General features: G+C 38.9%; 9 protein-coding genes. 6 read left to right on the forward strand and 3 right to left on the reverse strand.

Translation table 11 applies throughout. The features are described 5' to 3' along the window. Positions 1-9 precede the first annotated feature (9 nt). Entirely contained in the window at positions 10-765 is a 756-nt protein-coding gene (locus EZ444_RS18800) for a hypothetical protein (RefSeq protein WP_131610688.1), read from the forward strand. A 132-nt stretch (positions 766-897) separates the two neighbouring features. On the opposite strand, the gene EZ444_RS18805 is transcribed toward EZ444_RS18800, so the two are convergent. Continuing rightward, positions 898-3633 (reverse strand): PQQ-dependent sugar dehydrogenase, encoded by a 2736-nt coding sequence (locus tag EZ444_RS18805; RefSeq protein WP_131610689.1) that lies wholly within the window; start codon positions 3631-3633, stop codon positions 898-900. Positions 3634-3823: 190 nt separating this feature from the next. Beyond that, positions 3824-4678 (reverse strand): HD domain-containing protein, encoded by an 855-nt coding sequence (locus tag EZ444_RS18810; RefSeq protein WP_131610690.1) that lies wholly within the window; start codon positions 4676-4678, stop codon positions 3824-3826. Positions 4679-4868: 190 nt separating this feature from the next. Here EZ444_RS18810 and EZ444_RS18815 point away from each other — a divergent pair, with 190 nt between their 5' ends. The 5 genes from EZ444_RS18815 (at position 4869) to EZ444_RS18835 (ending at position 12184) form a co-directional block, all read left to right on the forward strand. Beyond that, a complete protein-coding gene (locus EZ444_RS18815; protein ID WP_165503661.1) occupies positions 4869-5447 on the forward strand; it encodes a thioredoxin family protein in 579 nt (192 codons plus the stop codon). A 157-nt stretch (positions 5448-5604) separates the two neighbouring features. Beyond that, complete coding sequence (locus EZ444_RS18820; protein WP_131610692.1) at positions 5605-6786, forward strand: MFS transporter; 1182 nt, start codon at positions 5605-5607, stop codon at positions 6784-6786. Between the two features lie 187 nt (positions 6787-6973). Then, positions 6974-8407, forward strand: coding sequence for a 3-keto-disaccharide hydrolase (locus EZ444_RS18825; protein ID WP_131610693.1), 1434 nt, complete (start codon positions 6974-6976; stop codon positions 8405-8407). 17 nt (positions 8408-8424) lie between these two features. Continuing rightward, complete coding sequence (locus EZ444_RS18830; RefSeq protein WP_131610694.1) at positions 8425-10383, forward strand: c-type cytochrome; 1959 nt, start codon at positions 8425-8427, stop codon at positions 10381-10383. Positions 10384-10498: 115 nt separating this feature from the next. Next, positions 10499-12184, forward strand: a complete 1686-nt coding sequence (locus EZ444_RS18835; protein WP_131610695.1) for a sodium:solute symporter family transporter — start codon at positions 10499-10501, stop codon at positions 12182-12184. A 144-nt stretch (positions 12185-12328) separates the two neighbouring features. Here the strand turns inward: EZ444_RS18835 and EZ444_RS27450 are convergent. Beyond that, on the reverse strand, positions 12329-12519 hold a 191-nt coding region (locus EZ444_RS27450), incomplete at its 5' end, for a hypothetical protein (protein ID WP_205945306.1).

Consider the following 12519-nt stretch of genomic DNA (forward strand, 5'->3'; position numbering starts at 1 on the left):
TATTCCTATATGATTAAAAATTTTAAACTGCCGTTATTTATTGCTACCATCTTTGTCAGCTCCTGTTCTTCCGTGTATATGCCTAATGTTCCCAATACCCCAATGCTTAGTCAGAAGGGAGAATTTAGTGGGGGTGTACACATTTCACCAAAATTCAATACGAGTATCAATGGTGCTTATGCAGTTTCAGATCATATTGGTGTACTTTTTAGTGGCTCTTATATCGATAAGGAAAAGGAAAGTAAGGATTATAGACAAAAATTAGTGGAAATTGGTGGTGGCTGGTTTGATACTTTTGGTCCGGATAACAACAGGATCATAGAAATCTATGCTGGAGTTGGAACCGGTAGCACCAATCGCGTATTTAGGGAGTTTGATGATAATGATAACTTGATAAAAACGGATTTAGAAGAGATTACTTACAATAAAACCTTTTTGCAAGTTAACTACAGCTCTAAAAAGAAGCGCAATTTCCGCCTTTTTGGAAATAACTACCCGCTTAATTATGGAACGGCATTACGTATCAGTAATGTAGAAATGAAGACTTTTACGCGCAATTCAATTGGACAGGTTAGGGAGGGGAATGTCTTTCTGGAACCTATTTTCTTTACCAGAATGCGCTTGAGTGAGGCTGTGCAATTGCAGTATACCACCAGTGGAACTTTTGGCTTGAACAGCAGGAAGTTTATTAGCGCTGGGAATTCGATATTTACAATTGGAGTGGTAGTAAATTTAGGTGGTAAAAAGCCATCAGAGACAAAATAATAGTCAAAATAAGCCATTCTCTTCAAGAGCTGCATTACTTCGCTGAAAAAGCGAAGAACGCTGAGGCTCTTTCTGAGAAGGCATATTTTGTTTTATAGCATGATGCAGACTTTTATAGTTTGATGCCGGTGTTTATAGGAGTGTGGTTACTTTTATATTTTGTAACAGGGGTCTACTCTTTACATCCTTTTTATTGGCTTTAAACAGTATAAAGACATCGTGAAAATCATTACCGTTGACAGCTGTTATAGGAATGTTGGTATTCGCGCTTAGGTTTGTTTTACCAAGTAATTGTCCGTTTTTGTCGTTTAATCTGATTTCTATATCATAATCAACATTACCGCCCATATCTTTTGTGCTGAGTGAGAAAGCGGCAATATCGGTTAAGTCAATTTTTTTCAATCTAATCCAACCGGCATCTTGAGGAAATATCAATTCTTCGGTGCCAGATAGGTCTTTGCGACCAAACTGAGAAAGATCTTTTATGTCTTTGGCTTCAATCACGTTACTACTTAGATTAACAACCTTTGTTGTACTTAAAGATTTTAGTCCGGCAGCTCCAATGTCAGCGTAGCTAGCTTTTAATGCAAATACAGGTTTATTGGCATTTATGGTAGCTGGTGGTATAATTTTTCCTTCCATAGGCAGTGAAGGGGTATTGTTGGCTTTTGCAGCAAGTGACATGATCCATTCTGCAATCTGTGTCACTTCAGCTTCCTTCATTGCAGCGTGTGCTGGCATTGGAATTTCGCCCCATACACCGCTGCTTCCTTTGATGACTTTACTTGCAAGGTAAGCTGTTGCCTTGTTATTTTTTTGATATTTAGTCGATATTTTGGTGAAGGACGGGCCGATTGAAACCTCATTTACTTTATGGCAGGTACTACAATCGGATTTAAGCATTAATGACTTACCCACAAGTGTTTGTGCTGCCTGTTGGTGACCTAATTGTGCCCCGGCAAGGTCAAGTCCTACTGTATAAGTATTAGAGATGTATACCCTGCTTTTATTGACTGTAGCGCCTTTGTCAGAAACAAGGACCTTATAACTAATGGGTTTAGAAGGGAAATAAAAGCTTTTATTACCTAAAAGATTAATTTCGACATTGGGATGTTCATTACCGGCAAAAACAGCTATAGTATTACTGGTAGATGAAGCTCCTGATTTATCTATAATCTTCACACTAATAGGGTATTCACCAATTTTGGTAAATGTATGTGTTAAGATGGGGCCGGTTGTCGTTTTTTTAATTCCTTTACCTAGATTCCAGATGTAAGTTAAGGCATCTCCGTCAGGATCTTTCACATCTACAGTGGCTTCAAGTTTATAAGGCAATAAACCACTGATCTTTTTGATCTCCATATTTTTAATCTGTGGAGGTCTGTTACCCTTTAGGTAATCAATCCTTACAATTCCGGCATCTGGATTTTTAGTAAACCAACCTTTACCGTACTCCAGGATATATAATTTACCATCAGGCCCAAGCTCCATATCAATTGGTGCAGCCAGTTTTATATTGCTCATAAAGGGTTCCATACTTAGGTAATTTCCCTCGGGCGACATACTTACTGCTTTTACCCATCCTCTAACCCATTCATAAATCAGTAATTTACCATTATAATAAGCAGGATAGGGGTTTATCCCCGGTTTAGTATGGTAAACAGGTCCGGCCATGGCAGTACGACCACCAGAACCAACTTGAGGGAACTCTTTTGATTCGCCATAAGGATACCAGATGTATGCAGGCTGTGCAGAAGGGAGTTGACTTAGGCCCGTATTGTTTGGCGAGTTGTTAATCGGTTCTGAAGGATTGAAAGGCTCAGCACTTTTACCATTGGTATAATCATAAGCTCTGTATGGATAGTTGTCGCCTATAAATAGAGGCCAGCCAAAAAAGCCTGCTTTACGTGCCTGATTGATTTCGTCATAACCTCGTGGGCCTCTCTGCTCATTGTCGCCAGAAGCATCTGGTCCAACCTCGCCCCAGTATAAGAAACCTGTTTGCTGATCTACTGATATGCGATAAGGGTTTCTGTTACCCATTACATAGATCTCAGGTTTACTTTTAGGGTCGCCCTTTGGAAATAAATTACCGTCAGGAATACTATAGGTGCCATCAGATTTTACTTTTATTCTCAATATTTTACCTCTTAAATCATTGGTATTACCTGCTGATCTTCTGGCATCGTATTGATGAAGCCCAGGACGGTTATCTAAAGGTGCATAACCCTTGTTTACAAATTCCTGTTTTGGAACGTCAAAAGGGGTAGAGTTGTCGCCCGTAGATACATATAACAGACCATCAGGACCAAAGGCTATCGATCCTCCAGTATGACAACAGATTTCTCTCTGAGCATAAAATTCCAGAATCACCTTTTCAGAAGATGGGTTGATCTTATCGTTAACCAATTTAAAGCGCGACAATCTGTTTACAGAAGTTTTTATAGGACTATAAAAAGCAAATACATATTGGTTTGTAGCAAAGTTTGGATCAACGGCTATACCTAATAATCCCTCTTCAGCATTTACATTTGGTGTATTTGTCTTGAAATAAACATCTAGTTTAAGTGCTTCTTTTAATGTTTTAGATTGGTTTTTATAAATCTTGATCTCGCCTCTGCGTTGTGCAACCAGAATATCAAGATTTGGTAGGATAGCCATTTCAGTTGGTTCGGTAAACTGGCCATGCATTAGGTTAACCTTTACAAACCTGCTTTGATCGGGTGTATCGATCACTAATTTTTCAAATTTGTCGCTGCTTGTTGCAAGGTGGTTCTTCTTGCCTTTTTCTGGAGTATCGCTTTGTCCGAAAAGGAACAACAACAAAGCGGTGATACCGGAAAGTGTTAATGTAAGTAGTGTTTTCATTTAATAATTTGTTCGTGTATTTGGTACACTAAAGGTATTATTAAATAATTAAAATAAGCCATTCTCTTCAAGAGCTGCATTACTTCGCTGAAAAAGCGAAGAACGCTGAGGCTCTTTCTGAGAAGGAATATTTTGTTTCAAACATGATGCAGAGTGTAATAATTGCTGGGTTGCAATGTGAAAAAACAGTTTATACCGATAGCGCTTTCAATCTGCGGGGTTTTATCTTTAAGGCAGAGCCTTTCTTTAGAAAGTTTGTATAGCCTTTATGGAGTTTTATGGATTTTATAGCCTCATAACCAGCATTGGTGCTTCTAATTTTATTAAGAAGAAAGGTGTCATCTTTAAGTAGATCACTTTCTTTTATAAAGCCGCTCTTGAGGAATCTACGTATGATTGATGCTAATTCCTGATTGGCATATACGTACAATGGTAAATTGAAGAGATCATCATTCAATCGTTTAAAAGTATCATTGATCCAATCTGCCTTCCCTTCATCAGTAACTACAATTTGTCCATTTTGTAGTTTAATATGTTGTAAAAATTGCCTTGCACTATATCTTGTAATCAAACCACCATGTAAAGCATCACGTAAGGTATAATCCAATCGATCTGCACAAAGGTGGGGCAGAGGCTGTTCAAGTATAGGAAAAACACCATTCAAGATCTGATCAATATGATAACCATATTTCAATAAAATGGTCGGTAATTCTGAATTTAGTAATACCTCAGCATAAATCTGCTCATGATAATTTTCTTCCCCATTTTCAAATACATAGTCGCCTACATGAGAAAATGCCGTATGAGAAACATCATGGAGTAAACCTGCAATTTGTTCCAGTTCAGAACCACCAAGGATTTTAATCAATAACATTACACCAATAGAATGTTCCAAACGTGAATGACTTAAATCGGGGTTCACTAAAAATATGGCTCCACTTTGATGTACACCACCAAGGCGTTTTAAGGTTCCTGTATTTAGTAAATCACCAAAAATGGCGGGCAATTCTACATTTCCATAAAGTATGTCATTCAACTGTATCATATATAAGGCTTAAATGTCTGTGGTTTTCTATTGTAAATCGACAGCACAATATTACTAATATTTTTAGTTTTAATAAAAATATTAATGCAATTATATTTAGTAAACTATGTATTCTTGTTTAGCTCCTCTGCATGCATCAAGTATAGAAGGGAATAAAATATTTACTACCTTCAACAAAACTTATTTCATCATGAAACTAAAATCAATATTACTCACCATTACTACCGTTTTAACCATTCAGTCTGCCATTGCACAAACTACTACGTCAGCCGCAGCCACACCTGCACCAGCCACAGAGGTATTGGCCGCTGCGGTTAAAAAAGCAGCAAAAGAAAAGAAACAAGTACTTGCAATTTTCCATGCCTCATGGTGTGGTTGGTGCCATAAAATGATCGCTAGTCTAAATGACCCGGCTATTAAACCTTACTTCGATAAAAACTATGTAATCGCAGATTTTGTAGTTAAAGAATCAAAGGGGAAAGAGAACCTTGAAAACCCAGGAGGTAATGATCTGCTAGCGAAATATTACAATGCTGATCAAGGCTTACCAACATGGTTATTTTTCGATGCAAAGCAAAACCTTGTTGCTGATTCACAAATCAGACCTGAAGGAGCGCCTTTCTCAACAAAAGGTGAAAATGTTGGCTGTCCTGCAAAACCTGAAGAAGTTCAACACTTCATCAAAGCTTTAAAGAAGACCTCTAAACTTGATGAAAAACAACTTTCAGAAATCGCGGCGGTTTTCAGCAAGAACGAAATCAAAAGGTAATACCCTGCATTGAACAAGCGACTGCAAGCAAACTAGCTATCTTGTTTTTCCATAAAATTTGCCTTCTCAGAAAGAGCCTCAACGTTTTTCGCTTTTTCAGCGAATAATGCAGCTCTTGAAGAGAATGGCTAATTTTAATTGTTACTTTTGTTGCGCAATGCAACATCCTTCTACTTCTATATACTCCTTACAATTTGGCCTTGTTTGTTTAAGTTCCTTTCTCTTCTCCGCCAGTTTTAACATGCTTATCCCTGAACTGCCAGCTTATTTAACAGCTATGGGGGGCGCAGAATATAAAGGTTTAATTATCGCTCTTTTCACACTTACCGCTGGACTTTCGAGACCATTTAGCGGAAAACTAACAGATACTATTGGTAGAATACCAGTTATGGCTGTGGGATCGCTGGTATGTTTTGTGTGTGGCTTCCTTTATCCAATGCTGACTACAATATCAGGTTTCCTTCTTCTCAGATTAATTCACGGCTTTTCTACAGGCTTTAAACCTACGGCCACAGCAGCTTATGTTGCTGATTTAGTTCCTGCTGGAAAATGGGGGGAAGCAATGGGTATTCATGGGATTTGTTTTAGCACCGGATTAGCGATTGGACCTGCTATAGGCAGCACCATAACTGATCACTACAGCATCAATATCCTTTTCTATTGCTCTTCCTTATTCGCTTTATTGTCCATTGTTATTTTGGCTAATATGAAAGAAACGCTTCCTGGGAAGGCGAAATTTAAGTTGAAGCATCTAAAAATCGACAAGAAGGACATCATTGAATGGCGAGTGATCCCTGCTGTGGTCATTATATTTATGAGCTATATCAGTTATGGAGCGATTCTAACCGTAATATCAGATTGGAGTGCACACCTTGGTACAAGCAATAAAGGCTTGTTTTTTATGGTTTTCACGCTTACCTCATTACTCATCCGTTTTGTTGCCGGTAAAGCATCAGATAACTATGGCAGAACACATATATTAAAAATATCACTTGCACTTTTGGCAGCATCATTATTGTGGATTGCCTTGTCCAGTTCTTCGCTTAGTTTAATGCTGGCATCTGCGTTATATGGTATAGCAACAGGAATGTTGTCACCAACTGTTTCTGCATGGACAGCCGATCTGAGTAATCCAACTCAAAGGGGCAAGGCTATGGCAACCATGTATATTGCATTAGAAGCCGGAATAGGCTTGGGCGCATTACTTGCGGGCTGGTTGTTTATCGATGACCTACGTATGATCCCTGTCACCTTTTATTGTTGTACTGGAATTACAGTACTTGCGCTTATTTACCTTCAGTTCATATACAAACCAAAAACGGAGGCGGTTAATGGTTAAAATCTTAAGTTAGTGTAAATTGTACAATAATATTTATTAACATTTTTTATCTAAAAAAGCGCCTTAATTATATATTAAACTCATATTATTAGACTGATGGTTTAAAAGAGTAATAAAATCATTATTTCAAAAATCTTTTGGAATTGGATGATTTTACTACATTTATTTAATAAACCAAACACACAATATGAAATTAAATTATTTAAAGTTCGGAACAACTGCATTTATGTGGCTGTTTGGAACAGCACTGGTGTCGGCCCAACAACTGACTGACCAGTCGGGCATTAGCCTCAACGATCTCTCCTCATTTAAAGCGCCAGGCAAAAGCTGGTCGCTAGCAAATGGTGTTACCGCCAGCTTAAAAACCGACAATGAATTAACCGCAGTAAAAGGCGAGGGAATCCTTGTAAACTACCCGGGCAAGAAAAATCAGGGTGCAGATCTGTTTACCAATGCGTTACATGGCAATATGATTCTAGAATTAGATTATCTGATGGCCAAAGGTTCTAATTCAGGTATCTACCTGCAAGGAAATTATGAAATTCAACTGTTGGATTCATGGGGGAATACCAAGCCGCTTTCATCAGACAATGGTGGGATTTACGAACGTTGGGACGACTTAAGACCAGAAGGTCAAAAAGGTTTCAATGGTTATGCTCCACGCCAAAATGCAAGTAAAGCACCTGGCTTATGGCAACATTTAAAAATAGCATTTCAAGCGCCGAAATTTGATGCTACAGGAAACAAGATAGCCAACGCAAGGATGCTTACCGTAGAATTGAATGGTGTGCTTATTCACGACAATGTAGAACTATTGGGACCAACCAGAGGTGCTGGCAAAGAAAAAGCTATGGGACCTTTACGTTTGCAAGGCGACCATGGTGCAGTAGCATTCAAAAATATTAAAATATCAAAGCTACCTGCCGATCAGCTCAATGGAGGTCAGAAGGGTAAGGATAGTGCAGATCCAATCTATATTGATGCACCAACCAATACCATGATCCGCAGTTTTGTTGATTTTGCGCCTAACCAACGCTCCGTACATGCTATTTCTGTGGGAAGTCCAAAACAAGTGCATTATAGCTATGATCTTGATAACGGCTTATTGTTGCATGCCTGGCATGGAGAATTTGTTGATGCGACACCAATGTGGCATGATCGGGGTAATGGAACCTCTAAAGCACGCGGAGCTGTAACTACATTCACAAATAAATTGACACCAGCTGTGGCACAATTAAGCAGTCCACAAGCCGCATGGCCTCTTGATAGCACCGGAACTGGTTTTCGTACAAAGGGTTATGTGATGGACAATGAAGAGCGACCAGAGTTTAAATATAACATATATGGTGCTCAGGTTACAGATGCAATTAAGGCATTAGATAGTGGTAAAGGATTAAGCAGAACGCTGACTATAGATAAACCGGTATCAGGTTTATATGTTTTATTGGCCAATGCTAGCGCTATTGAAGAATTGGTTCAGGGACTTTATTTGGTTGATGGAAAAGCTTTTTATCTGGAACTTGATGAGACGGTAAGTAAACCAATAATCAGGGATGTTGACGGCAAAAAGGAGATGATCATTCTGCTGGGTAACAAGTTAAAATATTCTATTTCATTCTAATCCGACCTACACCAAATATGAAACATACTTTTAAAATGCTGGCAATGCTAGCTTTGAGCTTTAGTTTTACAACTGTATGGGCTCAGGAAACACCAAAAGAAGAAGATTTTTTTAAGATCATGAAGGTTAGGATACCAGAAGGCCCGGTACTTGAAGTAGGCGGATTGGTTACTTTACCTAATGGCGACCTTGGCATATCAACCCGTCGTGGTGATGTGTATGTCGTGGAAAACCCAACAAGCAATAGACCATATTTTCGCAAGTTTGCTACCGGTTTGCACGAAATATTAGGCTTAGCCTATAAAGATGGTGCTTTTTATGTAGCTCAAAGAGGTGAACTGACAAAGCTTATCGATAAAAATATGGATGGCAAGGCCGATGTTTATGAGACCATTTATGCATGGCCATTAAGTGGACATTATCACGAATACAGCTTTGGTCCTAAAATAGCACCTGATGGCTCTTTCTTTGTGACTGCCAATGTTGCTTTTGGTAACCAGGAATGGTGGCGTGCAGAAAGCAGGGTACCTATGCGTGGCTGGTCGATGAACATCACTGAAGATGGAAAGATGAAACCATGGGCGGCAGGAATGCGTTCTCCTGCAGGATTAAACGTAATTGACGGTCAGCTGTACTATACCGAAAATCAAGGTGATTGGGTAGGTTCAGGCGGTGTGTGGAAAGTAAATCAAGGTGATTTTATGGGACACCCGGCCAGTTTAACATGGACAAAAAGAAGTGATTCACCCGTTAAGCTAAGTTCCGAACTTTTCTACTCCAAAATAGATGAAAGAAGAGTAAAGGACAGCAATGGAAATTACATCAAACCAGAGAACAGAGTAAACGAGAACTTTAAAACGCTGTTCGATATGAAGAAAGAATTCCCAGAACTCCGTATGCCAGCTGTATGGCTGCCTTATGGCATTTTAGGGGTATCTACTTCAGAGCCCGTAAAGATCCCTCAAGGTACTTTCGGTCCATTTGAAGGTCAACTTTTAGTTGGCGACCAAGGAATGAGTATTATTTCAAGGGTATTTATGGAAAAGGTGAATGGTGAGGAGCAAGGTGCTGCCTTTTTGTTTAGAAGCGGTTTCCGTTCTGGCGTATTGAGAATGGCTTGGGCACAAGATGGATCTTTGTTTGTTGGTGAAACAAATCGTGGATGGGGTTCTGCCGGTGATGCTAACGAGGGCCTTGAACGTTTGGTTTACAACAATAAAGTCCCTTTCGAAATGAAAGCGGTAAGGGCAATGCCTGATGGTTTTGAAATTGAATTTACCAGTCCTGTAGATTTAAAATCTGCTCAGGATATTGCTTCATACAATGTAGAAAGCTTTATTTACAAATATCAACCAGTATATGGCTCACCACCGGTAAACACTGAATCTTTAAAAGTAAAAGGTGTTAAAGTATCTGCAGACGGTTTAAAAGCTAGAATAGTAGTCGACAACTTGCGTCAGTACTATATCCACACGATAAAGGTTAATGGCGTCCGTGAAAAACAGAACTTCTATTCGATTGTACATCCGGTAGCTTATTACACTTTAAATAATATCCCGGCAGGAGATAAGCTTGCAGCGAATGAGCTGAGTACTAGAAATTCGGCAAATGATCCTGTGGCAAATGTTACGCCGGCAGCAGTTAAAAAAGGTGGACCAATAGTTAAGGAAAAGGCTGTTCCTGTAAAAAAGGTAACTGAAACAAAAGCACCCGCTAAAGCGCCAACCTATGCAGAAGTAAAGGGCTTATTGGCGAATAATACTTGTCTGGCTTGTCATAACCCTACAAAAAAGCAAATCGGACCAGCATTTATAGATATAGCCAAACGTAAATATTCTGATGAAAAGATCCTGCAACTGATTCACAATCCTAAGCCGGAAAACTGGCCTGGCTATGCGACAGAAATGCCGCCAATGCCACAGGTTTCTAAAGCCGATGGACTAAAAATTGCAGCCTATATCAATTCATTGAAGTAAGGACATTAAGCGGGTTTGGCATATTTATTTACGTAATTGGCTTAACACTCCAAAACAAAATTAAACCTCAATTATTTTTTTACATTAGTAACCTTATACACCAATATAAATAAATATGAATACACTCCACAAGTACGACTACATCGTATTTCTAGTTTACTTTTTAATTGTATCCAGCTACGGTTTTTGGATTTATTATAAAAAGAAAACGGCTACTGCAGACTCTAAAGATTACTTTCTTGCCGAAGGTTCACTCACATGGTGGGCAATTGGCGCCTCTCTCATTGCATCGAATATCTCTGCAGAACAGATGATTGGTATGAGTGGTTCGGGCTTTAAACTAGGCTTAGCCATATCCGCTTACGAATGGATGGCAGCGGCAACATTAATTATTGTAGCTGTGTTCTTTATGCCTGTTTACCTGAAGAACAAAATCTTTACGATGCCACAGTTTTTAAGTCAGCGCTACAATGAAAAGGTGGCTATGATTATGGCTGTATTCTGGTTGATGTTGTATATTGTTGTTAACCTAATGTCTATCTTATACCTGGGTGCATTAGCCATTAGCGGTATATCCGGACTCAATATTGTTGGATGTATCATTGGCTTGGCGGTATTTGCTATTTTAATCACCTTGGGTGGTATGAAAGTAATTGGTTACACCGATGTTATTCAAGTGTTCTTCCTGGTATTAGGTGGCCTTGTAGCTACTTACATTGCCTTAAACCTAATTTCTAATAATGGTGGTATTATGAAAGGTTTCTCTATCCTAACAGATGGAGCTTCCGAACATTTCCATCTGATCTTTAAGAAGGATGATCCTAATTACATGGATCTACCTGGTTTAAGCGTACTGATTGGTGGTATGTGGATTGCAAACTTAAGCTATTGGGGATGTAACCAGTACATTACCCAAAGAGCGCTGGGGGCATCCTTGCCGGTTGCCAGAGCAGGTCTACTCTTTGCTGCATTCTTAAAAATGCTGATGCCTGTTATCGTGGTTATTCCAGGTATAGCAGTTTATTATATCATTAAAGAGAAAATACCAGGCATCAGTGCTGATAACTTGCTTACTTCATCTGGAGTTCAAGATCCTAACAAAGCATACCCGGCATTACTGGGGCTGTTACCAGTTGGCTTAAAAGGACTTTCTTTTGCTGCTTTAACGGCAGCAATTGTAGCTTCCCTTGCAGGTAAAGCCAACAGTATCGCAACAATTTTCACCTTAGATATTTATAAAAAGGCATTCAATAAAGATGCTGGAGAAGGTACTTTGGTAAACGTTGGAAAGATTACCGTTGTGGTGGCTATGTTGATGGCAGTTGGCCTTTCATTAGTTGTTGGTAACGCTTTAATGGGTGAAGGTAAACAAGGCTTCCAATACATTCAGGAGTATACAGGTTTTGTATCTCCGGGTATTTTTGCCATGTTTATTTTAGGTTTCTTCTGGAAAAAGACCACTTCAAATGCAGCACTTTTTGCTACAGTAGGTGGGTTTATTGTTTCCGTGATCCTTAAATTCCTTCCAGGTATGGTTGATTTGTCTCCGCTTTACAATTATGGATGGGCAGTGGCAAACTCTTCAGGGGTATTCGAAATTCCGTTTATGGATAGGATGCTGATAGTTTTTGCAATCTGTGTGATTGGTATGTATTTTATCAGTATCTACGACAATAAGAAAGGTATAGTGGCTAACGGATTAGAAATCGATGCTAAAATGTTTAGGGTATCTACTTCATTCGCAATCGGTGCATTGATCATTTTTGCAATGCTTGTAGCACTTTATTCTGCATTCTGGTAGCAGATGGTAACACATAAAAAAAGGGCGTTTGATCATTCGAGGGCACTGAAAAAGTTCCTCATTTATGAGCCAGCTTAAGGAACGATCAAGTAGAACATGTTTTTTACTTGATCGTTTTTTTTATTGAACAAAGTTGAGATTTCGTTATACTGATTTTTTGATCAATATATACCTGTCTTTTTCGAAGGATAAATAAGCATTTTGGTTGCAATTGACTGGATTTAACTCAGATTTATTGAATATTAGATCAGTTTTAGGATTCTTTTTAAGTTTACGGTAAAAATTGCCATAGCCCCCTGCATTTCCATATTCTGTATTCCATAGGAAGTCGCACG

Origin of the sequence: Pedobacter hiemivivus (assembly GCF_004331685.1) — a bacterium.
Lineage (GTDB): Bacteria > Bacteroidota > Bacteroidia > Sphingobacteriales > Sphingobacteriaceae > Pedobacter > Pedobacter hiemivivus.

What these genes read in the sequence shown, in the direction of transcription:
- EZ444_RS18820 (WP_131610692.1), top strand. Translation starts at nt 5,605, where the DNA reads ATGCAACATCCTTCTACTTCTATATACTCCTTACAATTTGGCCTTGTT.
- EZ444_RS18810 (WP_131610690.1), bottom strand. Translation starts at nt 4,678, where the DNA reads ATGATACAGTTGAATGACATACTTTATGGAAATGTAGAATTGCCCGCC.
- EZ444_RS18800 (WP_131610688.1), top strand. Translation starts at nt 10, where the DNA reads ATGATTAAAAATTTTAAACTGCCGTTATTTATTGCTACCATCTTTGTC.
- EZ444_RS18805 (WP_131610689.1), bottom strand. Translation starts at nt 3,633, where the DNA reads ATGAAAACACTACTTACATTAACACTTTCCGGTATCACCGCTTTGTTG.
- EZ444_RS18815 (WP_165503661.1), top strand. Translation starts at nt 4,869, where the DNA reads ATGAAACTAAAATCAATATTACTCACCATTACTACCGTTTTAACCATT.
- EZ444_RS18830 (WP_131610694.1), top strand. Translation starts at nt 8,425, where the DNA reads ATGAAACATACTTTTAAAATGCTGGCAATGCTAGCTTTGAGCTTTAGT.
- EZ444_RS18835 (WP_131610695.1), top strand. Translation starts at nt 10,499, where the DNA reads ATGAATACACTCCACAAGTACGACTACATCGTATTTCTAGTTTACTTT.
- EZ444_RS18825 (WP_131610693.1), top strand. Translation starts at nt 6,974, where the DNA reads ATGAAATTAAATTATTTAAAGTTCGGAACAACTGCATTTATGTGGCTG.